The sequence below is a fragment of the Pseudomonas cichorii genome, assembly GCF_019719005.1.
GTDB classification, from domain to species: domain Bacteria; phylum Pseudomonadota; class Gammaproteobacteria; order Pseudomonadales; family Pseudomonadaceae; genus Aquipseudomonas; species Aquipseudomonas cichorii_E.
Genome location: NZ_JAIGPJ010000023.1, coordinates 43166 through 56525, shown reverse-complemented (window position 1 = coordinate 56525; position 13360 = coordinate 43166). Strand labels below are relative to the sequence as shown.

The following is a 13360-nucleotide window of genomic DNA, read 5'->3' as shown; positions in this document are numbered from 1 at the left end:
TTTGCGCAAATCAATCGGCGTTCAGCGCCGCAATCCCGGTCTTGGCCACCTGGGCATCCTGATCCGCTTTCACGCCGGAGACGCCCACGGCACCGATGACCTGCCCATCGATAATCACCGGCACGCCGCCTTCCAGCGATGTCAGCAACGGCGCGCTGAGAAATGCCGTACGACCGCCATTGACCATCTCTTCATAACCCTTTGACTCGCGACGACCCAGTGCGGAAGTACGGGCTTTTTCGATGCTGATGTAACTGCTGATCGCGGCTGCACCGTCCAGACGCTCGAAGGCCAGAAGGTGACCACCGTCATCGACCACGGCAATGGACACGGCCCAGTCATTGGCCAGCGCCTCGTTGCGGGCGGCAGTCAGCATCTGGCTGACTTCGGTCTGGGTCAGAACGGCTTTGATTTTCATGGGATTCTCCAGAGTGGTTTTCAGTGAGATTCGGCAGGGTTGAGGGCCTGGTCGATCAGTTCGATCCAGTGCCTTACCGGTGTCCGGTTGGCGCCCGACAGGTGAGTCTGGCAGCCGATATTGGCAGTGGCTATAACGTTTGGCTTGCCGCTTTCCAGAGCGTTCATTCTGTTATCGCGCAATTGGCGTGATAACTCTGGCTGGGTGATGGAATAGGTGCCGGCCGAGCCGCAGCATAAATGCCCGTCGGGTACGGTTGTCAGGTTGAAGCCTAGCCGCGTCAGCACTCGCTCGACTTCCCCGCCCAGTTTTTGTGCGTGTTGCAAGGTGCAAGGGCAGTGGAATGCCAGCCGCAGGTCGCTTTTGATGCCAAGCGTCTGCAACGGTTCATCGCGCAGCACTTCCACCAGATCCTTGCTCAAGGCGCTGACCCGCGCAGCCTTGCTGGCATAGGCCGAGTCGTGGCGCAGCAGATGGCCATAGTCCTTTACAAAGGCACCGCAACCGCTGGCCGTCTGGACGATGGATTCGGCACCGTTTTCAATGGCGGGCCACCAGGCATCGATATTGCGCCGCGCCCGGTCCAGTCCGGCGTCCTGAGCGTTCAAATGATAGTCCACGGCGCCGCAGCAACCGGCTTCGCTGACAGGCAGCACGCTGATGCCCAGACGATCCAGCACTCGGGCAGTCGCCGCATTGGTATTGGGCGACAGGCCGGGCTGCACGCAGCCTTCCAGCAGTAGAACCTGACGCTCGTGGCGGTTTGCCGGGCGCGTGCCTGCCGGGTGTATCGAAGCCGGCAGTTTGGTCTTGAGGCTGTCAGGCAGCAACGGGCGAAAGGTATTGCCCAGTTGCGTCAGGGACTTGAACAGTCCTGCATGGGGCACCACATGGCGAAGGCTGTCGCGCAACAGGCGCTGGCCTAGCGGGCGAGGCACAGCGGCGTCCACCACGGCTCGTCCGATGTCCAGCAGGTTGTGATAGTCCACGCCGGAAGGGCAGGTGGTTTCGCAATTGCGGCAGCTCAGACAGCGGTCCAGATGCAACTGGGTTTTCTCGGTGACTTCATTGCCTTCCAGAACCTGCTTGATCAGATAGATCCGCCCGCGAGGGCCATCCAGTTCATCGCCGAGTAGTTGATAGGTCGGGCAGGTGGCATTGCAGAAACCGCAATGCACGCAACTGCGCAGGATGCGCTCGGCTTCTTCGGCCCGAGGCAATTGTCTGGCGTGTTCGCTGAGGGTGGTCTGCATGGTCAGAACTCCGCGTACATTCGGCCAGGGTTGAAGATGCCCTGTGGATCGAGCCGGGCTTTTAGTTGTTGGTGATAGCGCAGCAAGGGTGTGGCCAGCGGCTGGAACGGATTGTCTTCGTTACCCGCCTGATAGCAGGTTGCATGGCCGCCGATGGCCTTGATCATGCGACGGATCGTGTCGCCTTCGGCATCGGATTTCAGCCAGCGTTGTGCGCCGCCCCAGTCGATCAGTTGCTCGCCGGGCAAATCCAGCACGCCAGTATTGTTGGGGACCGACAAGCGCCATAGCGGACGGCTGTCGAGAAAGAAGTCCAAGCGCTGTTCGTTCAGCTTCTGCCAGTAACTGGCGTCCAGTGCCTGACCGCCGAGTCGGTCCCGCGCAGCGTTTACCGAGCCTTCACCTCCTTCAAGGCGCAGATACAGGACGCTGCCATCATGACTGGCGGCGCTGATCGGCATCGGCTGCTGTCCCCACTGGACCAGGCGTTGCAGAGCCTGAGCACTGTTCATTTCCAGGGCAATGCTGCTGCACTGGCGCGGTTTGGGCAGGACCTTGAGCGAGACTTCGGTCAACAGCCCAAGGCAACCGAGACTGCCCGTCATCAGCCGAGAAACGTCGTAACCGGCGACGTTTTTCATCACTTCACCGCCAAAGCGCAAATGCTTGCCCAGCCCGGTAATTACCCGCGTACCCAGCATGAAATCCCGCACCGAACCGGACCATGGCCTGCGCGGCCCGGACAGTCCGGCGGCGACGACGCCTCCTATGGTCGCTTCACCAAACGCCGGTGGTTCGCAAGGCAACATCTGCCCGGCATCATCGAGTACTTGCATCAGTTCGCTCAACGGCGTGCCGGCGCGAGCGGTAATCACCAGCTCCGTGGGGTCGTAGCTGACAATGCCCCGGTGTTCGCGGGTGTCGAGCACTTTACCTGTCACGTTGCGGCCCAGGAAATGCTTGCTGTTGCCGCCCTGAATCCTCAAGGGCGTAGCGTCTTGCAGGGCCAGATTGATCTGATCGAGCAGGCTCTGGCTGGCATCGCGGTCATGGGTGGTCGCCATCAGAAACGCTCCAGTTCAGGGAAGGGCAACTGACCTGCATGAATATGCATGGCCCCGAATTCCGCACAGCGATGCAGGGTCGGGATGTTCTTGCCGGGGTTGAGCATGCCACTAGCGTCGAAAGCCGCTTTGATGGCATGGAAAAAGGTCAGCTCATCGCTGTTGAACTGGGCACACATCTGATTGATCTTCTCGCGGCCAACACCGTGTTCGCCGGTGATGCTGCCGCCCACGGCAACGCACAGCTCAAGGATCTTGCCGCCCAGGTTTTCGGCGCGCTCCAGTTCGCCGGGCTGGTTGGCATCGAACAGAATCAGCGGGTGCATGTTGCCGTCTCCGGCATGGAACACATTGGCAACCCGCAGGCCGTATTCTTCGGACAATCGGGTGATGCCCTGCAAGACACCGGGCAGCTCACGGCGCGGAATAGTGCCGTCCATGCAGTAGTAATCCGGCGACAGACGCCCGACCGCCGGGAATGCATTCTTGCGCCCGGCCCAGAAGCGCACCCGTTCGGCTTCGTCCCTGGCCTGGCGCAGCTCGGTGGCACCGGCGCGGGTCAACACTTCCCGGACGCGTTGGCAGTCATCATTCACGTCGGCTTCGACGCCATCGAGTTCACACAGCAGGATGGCTTCGGCATCGACCGGATAACCGGCATGGATGAAATCCTCGGCCGCACGAATCGCCAGGTTATCCATCATTTCCAGTCCACCGGGGATGATCCCGGCTGCGATGATGTCGCCCACGGCGCGCCCGGCTTTTTCCACCGAATCAAAGGCTGCCAGCAGCACTTTGGCCACTTGAGGTTTGGGCAACAGCTTGACTGTCACTTCGGTGATGACACCCAGCATGCCTTCGGAGCCTGTAAACAGCGCCAGCAGATCGAAGCCCGGCGAGTCCAGCGCTTCGCCGCCCAGAGTCATGGGTTCACCTTCGACGCTGAGCATTTCGACCTTGAGCAGGTTGTGGACGGTCAGGCCGTACTTGAGGCAATGCACACCACCTGCGTTTTCCGCGACATTGCCGCCGATGGAGCAGGCGATTTGCGAGGAAGGATCCGGCGCGTAATAAAGGCCATGGGGTGCCGCTGCCTGGGAGATCGCCAGGTTGCGCACGCCCGGTTGGACGCGGGCCAGACGGGCGGCGGGGTCGATTTCCAGGATCTGATTGAAGCGCGCCATTACCAGCAGCACGCCTTTCTCCAAGGGCAAGGCTCCACCGGAAAGTCCTGTGCCTGCACCTCGGGCCACTACCGGCACACGCCGTTCGTGGCACAACCTGAGCAAGGTCTGTACTTCTTCGATATGCCGAGGCAATGCCACCAGCATGGGCGTGGTGCGATAGGCGGACAGGCCATCGCATTCGTAGGGCCGAAGCTCTTCGGGGCGATGCAGGATGTCCAGGTCGGGCAACTGCCGTTGCAGATCATCAAGCAGTTGCTGCTTGTCGACCTCCGGCAGGGCGCCGTCGATGCGTTCGTCGTAAAGAATATTCATGGTGCAACCCAAATGTTGTTTTTGTAGGGCTTGCGTACAGCGACTGGCTTGCATCATTGGTGCTGCGGGCCTTACTGTCCATGCTTTACAGGAGTGGTCGAACCAGTTTTTCAAGAGGTTGCGGCGCTTTATCTTGAAAAATACCTTTTTAATCAATACCTTGTTATTGGTTTGGTTCGCCATCGGTTTTCCCCTGAATCTGGTCATACCAGTTGGAGTGAGGATGAACGGTTCCAGGAAGCCGCGGCCGACACAAGTGGCGGATGTGGTCTGTGAACGTATCGAGCGGCTGATCGTCGATGGCGTCCTGAAAGTGGGGCAGCTCTTGCCCTCCGAGCGTCGCCTGACCGAAAAGCTTGGCGTTTCCCGTACGGCCTTGCGTGAAGGGCTGAAGCTGCTGCGGGCGCGGGGGATTATCGAAACCGAGCAGGGCAAAGGTTCGTTTGTCGCCCACATGAATAGCCAGCAGCAGGTTTCACCGCTGATGCACCTGTTCGGTTCGCAGCCGCGCACCCTGTATGACCTGTTTGAAGTGCGCAGCCTGCTGGAAGGCGAGTCGGCGCGGCTGGCAGCCTTGCGCGGCACCGATGCGGATTTTGTATTGATCACCCGCAGCTATGACGCCCTGGTCGCAGCCCAGAGCCAGGAACTGGAAGCCAGCGAGCATGCCCGTCTCGATCATGCTTTCCATCTGGCCATCTGCGAAGCCTCGCATAATCCGGTGCTGGTGCAGACCTTGCGCTCGCTCACCGACCTGCTGCTCAACACCGTCTATGCCTCGGTCAACAACCTCTATCATCGTGAGCCGCAGAAGCGTCAGATCGACCGCCAGCATGCCCGCCTGTACAACGCCGTGACCGGTCGTCTCCCTGAGCATGCCCGCAAGGCGGCCCTCGCGCATATCCAGAGCATCAGCGAAAACCTGCGGGAAATTGAAAACGAAGAGCAGCGGTTGGTGCGCTCGACCTTGCGGCTGCAAGGCTGGACTTGAGGGATTGCTTGACAGGTGGAGGGCGATCACGCAATTTACGCATAACGTAATGTATTTACGAAAATAATAACGAGCTTTCGCGAATGAATTCGCTCCCACGAGATAGGGCCTGGCCTGGCCTGTTTACCTATTACCGTTCGACGGCCAGTTATCGTGTGCGCATCGCTCTGGCGCTCAAGGGGCTGGATTACACCGCAATTGCGGTCAATCTGGCCGGTGATAGCGGTGAACACCTCAAGCCGCCATACAAGGCCATCAATCCACAGTGTCGCGTACCTGCCTTGCAGCTTGAGAGCGGTGAAGTCATTACCCAGTCGCCGGCCATTATCGAATACCTTGAAGAGCGCTATCCGCAGCCACCTCTGCTTGCATCGGATTTGCTGCTGCGCGCCAGGCAACGAGCAGTGGCGGCGGTGATCGGTTGTGATATCCATCCGCTGCACAACGTTTCGGTGCTCAACCGATTGCGCGGCCTGGGGCATGACGAGGCCGCCATTACCGACTGGATTGGCCACTGGATAGGCGAGGGGCTCAATACCGTCGAGCAGTTGATTGACGGGACGGCGTTCTGTCTGGGGGATGTGCCCAGCGTGGCGGATGTGTATCTTTTACCGCAGGTCTATGCGGCGCGGCGCTTCAAGGTTGACCTGAGCGCTTGGCCACGTATCGCGCAGGTCGAGCAACGGGCGCTGCAATCTCCTGCCTTCCTGAAGGCTCACCCGGATGCACAACCGGACAAGCCAGACTAGGCTGAAACTTATGAAAACATTGGGTCTGCAACTGATTTTTGGTGATTTCCTCGCCCGCAGTGTTCGGGGCGTTCCTTGTGCGCCGCCCGCAGAAAAGTGATGTGAGCTGTCCCGCGTTCTCACTTTTCCTGCAAGGAGCCAGACCATGGCTGATCTATACGAAAACCCGATGGGCCTGATGGGCTTTGAATTCATCGAATTCGCCTCACCGACCCCTAATGCCCTTGAGCCTGTCTTCGAGATGATGGGCTTCACCAAGGTTGCGACCCATCGCTCCAAGGATGTGGTGCTGTATCGCCAGGGCGCGATCAACCTGATTCTCAACAACGAACCCCACAGCCTGGCGTCGTACTTTGCGGCGGAACACGGGCCGTCGGTGTGCGGCATGGCGTTTCGGGTCAAGGATGCGCAAAAGGCCTATAGTCGTGCCCTTGAGCTGGGTGCCCAGCCTCTGGAAATCGCCACCGGGCCGATGGAATTGCGCCTGCCTGCAATCAAGGGCATCGGCGGCGCTCCGCTGTACCTGATCGACCGTTTTGGCGAAGGCACTTCGATCTATGATATCGACTTCAATTTCATCGAAGGCGTGGACCGGCATCCCGAGGGCGCAGGCCTGAAATTCATCGATCACCTGACCCACAACGTCTATCGCGGGCGCATGGCGTACTGGGCGAACTTCTATGAAAAGCTGTTCAACTTTCGTGAAATCCGCTACTTCGACATCAAGGGCGAATACACCGGCCTGACATCGAAAGCCATGACCGCGCCCGACGGCATGATCCGTATTCCCTTGAACGAAGAGTCCTCCAAAGGCGCAGGCCAGATCGAAGAATTCCTGATGCAGTTCAATGGCGAAGGCATCCAGCATGTGGCGTTCTTCACCGATGACCTGATCAAGACCTGGGATGCCCTGAAAGCCATCGGCATGCGCTTCATGACCGCGCCGCCGGAAACCTACTACGAAATGCTCGAAGGCCGCCTGCCTGACCATGGCGAGCCGGAAGCCGAATTGAAATCCCGCGGCATCCTGCTCGATGGCTCGTCCGAAGGCGGGCAGCGTCGTCTGCTGTTGCAGATCTTCTCCGAAACCCTGATGGGGCCGGTGTTCTTCGAGTTCATCCAGCGCAAGGGCGATGATGGATTCGGCGAAGGCAATTTCAAGGCACTGTTTGAGTCGATCGAGCGGGATCAGATTCGGCGCGGAGTGTTGATGGCAGAGGAGTAGGTGGGGGGAGAGCTGCAAGCTGCAAGCTGCAAGCTTCAAGCTATAAGCTGCAAGAAAGAGCAGATGGGCTTCTAATCTTGCAGCTTGCAGCTTACTGGCTTTCCGCCCCCATCCTTCCACTGATCGCCCGCGCTACTTCTATCAACCTCTCTGCCGCAAGGTCCTGCGCCTTGCCTGTCAGGAGCGCGCCCGAACCTACCACCGTCACCACGCCTGCCAGTTTATTGCCCATGGCAAAGACCGGAGACGACACCGCGTTGACTCCAGGCATCAGCAATCCTTGAATCTGATGCACGCCGTTGGCGCGAATCTGTTCGACATGTTGTTCGACGTCCTTGAGCTGCGCGGCGTTCAGGTGAGGGGTTTCCTGTTCTCGCAGGGCGGTGGTTTCGCTGGCGGCCAGGAAGCTGGCGAACACCAGGCCGGTGGAGGAACTGAGCAGCGGCAAGACCGAACCGATCTGCGTCACCAGCGTGACGGCGCCTGTGGAGGGCTCGACATACACGACCGTCGGCCCTTTGTTGCCCCAGACCGCCAGGAAGCAGGTCTGATTCAGCTCGTCACGCAAGGTCGCCAGATGCGGCGCAGCGACCTTCAGTACATCCAGCTTGCCCAGCGAGGCCAGCCCTACCTGCAGGGCTTCGCGGCCCAGCCCGTAGTGGTTGGTGACGCCGTCCTGCTCGGCAAAACCGCTGGCAATCAGCGCTTGCAGGTAGCGATGCACCTTGCTGGCCGGCATCCCCAGGTGCTCGGCCAGTTTCGACAGCGAGGTCGAAGGCGTCAGTTCGGCCAGGGCCTTGAGTACACCCAGACCGACTTCGGCGGCCTGAACCTTTTGCTGGCGTCCGCTTGCAGGGCTTTCGATTTCATCGGTCATGGGAAGGGCGCCAATCTGGAAAGGCAGCTTTATAGCTTGACCACACCTCAAACTCAAATTACGTTATTCGTAATCCGTTTACGATTTTTGAATCGCCGCTATGCGACCCCATAAAAACAAGAGGTCCAGATGCCTATCCATCAAGAACCACTGGCTTACCAGTCCGGTTTCGGCAATCACTTCAGCAGTGAAGTGCTGCCCGGCGCGTTGCCGATTGGTCAGAACTCTCCGCAAAAACACCCGTCAGGGCTGTATGCCGAACTGCTGTCCGGCACGGCTTTCACGGTCCCGCGCGCCGAAGCCCGGCGTACCTGGCTTTACCGGATCAAGCCCTCGGCAGCTCATCCTCGCTATGAGCGCCTGGCCCGGCAGATCACAGGGCTTGAGCAAGGGCCGATCACACCCAATCGCCTGCGCTGGAATGCCTTCGATATTCCCGCCGAACCCACGGATATCATCGACGGCCTGATTGCTCTGGCCAGTACCAGTGCAGCGGATCAGGCCGAGGGCGTGAGCATTTACGTGTACCGGGCCAACGCCTCGATGCAGCGGGCATTCTTCAATGCCGATGGCGAATGGCTGGTGGTGCCGCAGCAGGGGCGGTTGCGCATCGTCACCGAGCTTGGGCTGCTGGATATAGAGCCTCAGGAAATCGCGGTACTGCCGCGAGGCATGAAATTCACCGTGCAACTGCTGGAGGCCACTGCTCGAGGCTATATCTGTGAGAACCACGGCTGTGCGCTACGCCTGCCGGATTTGGGACCTATCGGCAGCAACGGCTTGGCCAACCCGCGAGATTTTCTGGCACCCACCGCCCGTTTCGAGAATAGCGATGCGCCGGTTGAACTGGTGCAGAAGTTTCTCGGTGAGCTGTGGTCCACGCAACTGGATCATTCGCCCTTCGACGTGGTGGGCTGGCATGGCAACAATGTGCCATACAAATATGACCTGCGTCGCTTCAACACTATCGGCACGGTCAGTTTCGATCACCCGGACCCGTCGATTTTCACTGTGCTCACGGCACCGGGCGCGGTGCTCGGGCAGGCCAATATCGATTTCGTGATCTTCCCGCCGCGCTGGATGGTGGCGGAAAACACTTTCCGGCCTCCGTGGTTCCACCGCAACCTGATGAACGAATTCATGGGGCTGATCGAGGGTGTCTACGATGCCAAGGCCGAAGGCTTCATGCCCGGCGGTGCGTCGCTGCATAACTGCATGAGCGCCCACGGCCCCGACAATGCCACCGCAGAAAAAGCCATCGCCGCCGAGCTAAAACCTCACAAGATAGATAACACCCTGGCCTTCATGTTCGAGACCGGCAAGGTCCTGCGCCCCAGCCGCTATGCCTTGAACTGTGAACAACTGCAACGCGACTACGACGCTTGCTGGAATGACATGGCCAGCCTCTTCAATAAGGGACAGCCTTGATGAATGCTTCTTCAACCCGCCAAAGCTGGATTGCCTCGGCCAACGGCCATCCTGATTTCCCCTTGCAGAACCTGCCGCTGGGTGTGTTCAGCCACGGTAATACAGGCCTCCGTGGCGGCGTGGCCATCGGTGATCAGGTGTTCGATCTGCAAGCGGCGGTACAGGCCGGTTTCTTCGAAGGCGAAGCGCAGAAGGTCGCCGAGGTCGCCAGCCGTGATCAGTTGAATGACTTCTTTGCACTGGGTGCAACAGCGCGGCGGACCTTGCGTCATACCTTGTTGCACCTGCTCGCAGAAGACAGTCCGCAACGTACTCGCCTGGAAGCCGTCAGTAATCTGCTGCATCCGATGAGCGAGTGCCGCCTGCATGTGCCGGCGAGGGTAGGGGATTACACCGATTTCTACGTCGGCATCCACCACGCCACTAACGTCGGCAAACTGTTCCGTCCGGACAATCCTTTGCTGCCCAATTACAAGTACGTCCCCATTGCCTATCACGGTCGGGCGTCAACGCTGTGCATCTCCGGTACACCGGTCAAACGCCCCAATGGCCAGACCTTGGCTGCGGGTCAGGAAGTGCCGACATTCGGTCCCTGCAAGCGGCTGGATTACGAGCTGGAAATGGGCGTGTGGATCGGGCCGGGCAATGAACAGGGTACGTCGATTGCGATTGACCGGGCGAGCGAGCACATCGCCGGTTTCTGCCTGCTCAACGACTGGTCGGCACGGGATATCCAGGCCTGGGAATACCAGCCGCTGGGGCCGTTCCTGTCCAAGAGTTTTGCCACGACGATTTCTGCCTGGGTGGTGACTGCCGAAGCCCTGGCTCCGTTTCGCAGCCCTCAACCGCCACGTCCCGGAGGTGATCCGCAGCCGTTGTCGTACCTGCTCGATCCTGCTGATCAGGAAAGCGGTGCGCTGGATATCGAACTGGAAGTCCTGCTGCTGACCGAGCAGATGAAGGCTCAGGGTCTGGAGCCCTATCGTCTGGCCTTGAGCAACAGCCTGAACATGTACTGGACCGTGGCGCAGATGGTCACGCACCACAGCGTCAACGGTTGCAAGCTGCAACCGGGTGATCTGTTCGGCACCGGAACCTTGTCCGGTCCGCAGGCCGGGCAGTTCGGCAGCCTGCTGGAGATGACCGAAGGCGGCAAGCAAGCGGTGACGCTGCCCAATGGCGAAGAGCGGCGTTTCCTGGAGCGGGGCGATGAAGTGATCCTGCGCGCCCGCTGTCATCGCGAAGGGCAGGTGTCGATCGGGTTTGGCGAGTGCAAGGGTGTGGTAGTGAGTTAACGTTTGAACCGCTCCCGATACGCCTGGGGCGTGACCGACAAGGCCCGCAGAAAACTGCGACGCAGTGTCTCTTCGCTGCCAAAGCCGCATTGTGATGCGATGCGTTTGATGGCCAATGTGCTTTCACTCAACAGCCGACGCGCAGCTTCCACGCGAAGCTGCTCGACAGCCTTGGCCGGTGTAGTGCCGGTCTGGGCGCTGTAATGGCGTACGAAACTGCGCTCGCTCATGCCCACACGAGCGGCGAGGCTGGCGACCGACAAGTCGCCCTCCAGATTCTCCATCAGCCAGCCATGCAAGTCGGCGAAGCGGTTTTCCGTGGGATGGCTGGCTTGCTGCATCGACAGCGCGTTGCTGAATTGTGCCTGCCCGCCGGGTCGCTTGAGAAACACCACCAGATCACGGGCCACTGCCAGCGCCATGGCATGCCCGAGGTCCTGTTCGATCAGGGCCAGCGCCAGGTCTATACCCGCCGTAACCCCTGCCGAGGTCCAGAAGCGCCCGTCATTGATAAAGATCGGGTCGGGGTCGACCCGCAAGCTCGGGAAGCGTTTGGCCAGTCGCTCGCAACTGTCCCAATGGGTGACCACGCGCCGATTATCCAGCAGCCCGGTCTGCGCCAGGATAAACGCGCCGGAGCAGACGGATGTCACACGCCGCGCTGTCGTGGCCTGTTGCTGTATCCAGTTCAAAAGCTCTGCATTTTCCATGGCTGCGCTGATGCCTCGACCTCCGGCAATTATCAAGGTGTCGCAAGGCTCGTCGGCGGGCAGCGGCCCTGTCTGCAAACCCAACCCGGCTGACGACATGACACTGCCGGGCTCGGCTGCTACCACTTTCATGGCATAAGGCTGCGGTTTGCCCAGGCCTTCCAGGCGGCGATTGGCCGAGGCGAAGACCTGCAATGGTCCGCAGACATCCAGGACCTGAACATCGACGAAGGCGACGATATGGACGATTTTCGGGCTGTCAGCCATGCAGAAACCTTTATCGAGACGATTGGCGTAATTAGTGGGTTTTATGGCATATCTGCCAAAGGCTATCCAGATACAGTTCATGCGTCCACCCACTTTCTGCATGGAGTTACCGAGATGACGTTGCATATCGGCCTGCTGGTGTTTCCCGATGTACAGCAACTGGACCTGACCGGGCCTTACGAAGTCTTTGCCTCGTTGCTTGACGTCAAGGTGCACCTGATCTGGAAGACTCTGGATCCGCTGACAGCCAGCACGAGGCTGGTACTGGTGCCGACGGTGGATTTCAATGATTGCCCGCCGCTGGATGTCATTTGCATTCCCGGTGGCCTTGGCATCAATGCCTTGCTGGAGGACGAGCAAACACTGGCGTTCATCAAGCTTCAGGCGCGCACGGCCCGTTATGTCACGTCCGTATGCACCGGCGCATTGGTGCTGGGGGCTGCCGGGTTATTACAAGGACGGCGCGCAACCACGCATTGGGCCTCGCATTCGTTGCTGGCGGCCTTTGGGGCCATTGCCACTCAAGGGCGCGTGGTGCGCGATGGCAACCTGTTGACCGGCGGCGGAGTGACGGCGGGGATCGATTTTGCCCTGACGCTGGTGGCCGAACTCTTCGATGAAGAGCAGGCTCAGGCGATTCAGCTGCAATTGGAATACGCTCCTGCACCGCCGTTCAATGCGGGCTATCCAACGACTGCGCCTGCCAGGGTTCTGGCCGTGACTCATCAGCGGTTGGCCAAATCCCTTGAGCAGCGGCACGAGATTGTCAGGCGAGTCACTGAGCGGGCTTGACTTCGTACCAGCCCAGGAACATGTCCAGCGTCGATTCGATGACTTCGTTCTGTTTCTCGGGCGTGAGGATTTCGGCATTGAGGGTCAGTTGCGGCCAGAAGGCGAATGCCTTGAGCAGGGCATGCACCTGGGACGCCGCGAAGCCCGGGTCGACGGGTTTCAGGCGCTCATCCTTCTGGGCGGCGCGAATCCAGGCTGAGAAGGTTTCTTCACGCTCGTTGAGACGAGCCATCCAGGTCTGGGCGCGATCGGGAGAGTGAACAGTGGCACCAACGACGACGCGTGCCAGGTCCAGGAAGTTGCTGTCCGTCAGGGAATCCATCTTGTTTCGCAACAAGTCGCGCAACTGTTCGCGCAGGCTGGTATCGCGGTGATAAGGGGCCTCTGGCGAGGGCGCTGCGCACGTCCAGAGGCGCTGGATGATTTCTGCGAAAAGCTCTTCCTTGCTGGGGAAGTGGTTGTAGACCGTACGTTTTGAAACCTCGGCCCGTGCGGCAATGCGATCCATGCTGGTGACTTCGAAGCCGCGATCACGAAACTCGGCAATGGCTGCCATGACAATGGATTCGCGTTTCTGGTCGGTAAGTCGCATGGGGGCTTTCATAGGTTCGCTTCAAACGTGCGTTTAGAGAAAAGTACACTCGGCAGTTTACTTGTCGTGGTGAATGATGCAAGCTTAAAACTACACCGTGTAGTGTAAAACACAGTTACACATTTTTCACGCTACGTCCCGCAAGGTGCGTTTAGCTTGAAGCAGTACGTCAGGAATCTCGACCTGTTCTCAGGAGTCAG

At 59.6% G+C, this 13360-nt stretch carries 13 protein-coding genes; 6 read left to right on the top strand and 7 right to left on the bottom strand.

Annotated elements, in window-relative coordinates:
- Positions 1-10 precede the first annotated feature (10 nt).
- Genes K5D32_RS16835 through glcD form a run of 4 tightly spaced genes read right to left on the bottom strand, consistent with a single transcriptional unit; the run spans position 11 to position 4234 of the window.
- Positions 11-418, bottom strand: a complete 408-nt coding sequence (locus tag K5D32_RS16835; RefSeq protein ID WP_221601154.1) for a heme-binding protein — start codon at positions 416-418, stop codon at positions 11-13.
- 20 nt (positions 419-438) lie between these two features.
- Positions 439-1671 carry a glycolate oxidase subunit GlcF gene (gene glcF / locus K5D32_RS16830; protein WP_221601153.1) on the bottom strand — a complete coding sequence of 411 codons (1233 nt, stop codon included), beginning with the start codon at positions 1669-1671 and terminating at the stop codon, positions 439-441.
- Between the two features lie 2 nt (positions 1672-1673).
- Complete coding sequence (gene glcE / locus K5D32_RS16825; RefSeq protein ID WP_221560732.1) at positions 1674-2735, bottom strand: glycolate oxidase subunit GlcE; 1062 nt, start codon at positions 2733-2735, stop codon at positions 1674-1676.
- Positions 2735-4234, bottom strand: a complete 1500-nt coding sequence (gene glcD / locus K5D32_RS16820) for a glycolate oxidase subunit GlcD (protein WP_221601151.1) — start codon at positions 4232-4234, stop codon at positions 2735-2737. The genes glcE and glcD overlap by 1 nt, the downstream gene beginning before the upstream one ends.
- Before the next feature lie 223 nt (positions 4235-4457).
- Between glcD and glcC the strand changes: the two genes are divergently transcribed.
- From glcC to hppD, 3 genes are all read left to right on the top strand, one after another.
- Positions 4458-5225 (top strand): transcriptional regulator GlcC, encoded by a 768-nt coding sequence (glcC, locus tag K5D32_RS16815; RefSeq protein WP_221578237.1) that lies wholly within the window; start codon positions 4458-4460, stop codon positions 5223-5225.
- An 83-nt stretch (positions 5226-5308) separates the two neighbouring features.
- Entirely contained in the window at positions 5309-5974 is a 666-nt protein-coding gene (gene maiA, locus K5D32_RS16810) for a maleylacetoacetate isomerase (protein ID WP_221593873.1), read from the top strand.
- A 145-nt stretch (positions 5975-6119) separates the two neighbouring features.
- Positions 6120-7199, top strand: a complete 1080-nt coding sequence (gene hppD, locus K5D32_RS16805) for a 4-hydroxyphenylpyruvate dioxygenase (RefSeq protein WP_221578238.1) — start codon at positions 6120-6122, stop codon at positions 7197-7199.
- Positions 7200-7290: 91 nt separating this feature from the next.
- Here hppD and K5D32_RS16800 read toward each other — a convergent pair whose 3' ends face one another.
- Positions 7291-8076, bottom strand: a complete 786-nt coding sequence (locus K5D32_RS16800) for an IclR family transcriptional regulator (RefSeq protein WP_221601149.1) — start codon at positions 8074-8076, stop codon at positions 7291-7293.
- Positions 8077-8205: 129 nt separating this feature from the next.
- Here K5D32_RS16800 and hmgA point away from each other — a divergent pair, with 129 nt between their 5' ends.
- Positions 8206-9504, top strand: coding sequence for a homogentisate 1,2-dioxygenase (gene hmgA / locus K5D32_RS16795; protein ID WP_221601147.1), 1299 nt, complete (start codon positions 8206-8208; stop codon positions 9502-9504).
- A complete protein-coding gene (gene fahA / locus K5D32_RS16790) occupies positions 9504-10799 on the top strand; it encodes a fumarylacetoacetase (RefSeq protein ID WP_221601144.1) in 1296 nt (431 codons plus the stop codon). Before hmgA ends, fahA begins: the two co-directional genes overlap by 1 nt.
- On the opposite strand, the gene K5D32_RS16785 is transcribed toward fahA, so the two are convergent.
- Positions 10796-11776, bottom strand: coding sequence for a GlxA family transcriptional regulator (locus tag K5D32_RS16785; protein WP_221601171.1), 981 nt, complete (start codon positions 11774-11776; stop codon positions 10796-10798). The two genes, fahA and K5D32_RS16785, sit on opposite strands and share 4 nt — an antisense overlap.
- Before the next feature lie 114 nt (positions 11777-11890).
- On the opposite strand from K5D32_RS16785, the gene K5D32_RS16780 reads away from it, so the two are divergent.
- Positions 11891-12568 carry a DJ-1/PfpI family protein gene (locus tag K5D32_RS16780; RefSeq protein WP_221601142.1) on the top strand — a complete coding sequence of 226 codons (678 nt, stop codon included), beginning with the start codon at positions 11891-11893 and terminating at the stop codon, positions 12566-12568.
- Here K5D32_RS16780 and K5D32_RS16775 read toward each other — a convergent pair.
- Positions 12552-13172, bottom strand: a complete 621-nt coding sequence (locus K5D32_RS16775; protein ID WP_221578243.1) for a TetR/AcrR family transcriptional regulator — start codon at positions 13170-13172, stop codon at positions 12552-12554. The two genes, K5D32_RS16780 and K5D32_RS16775, sit on opposite strands and share 17 nt — an antisense overlap.
- Positions 13173-13360: the final 188 nt, after the last annotated feature.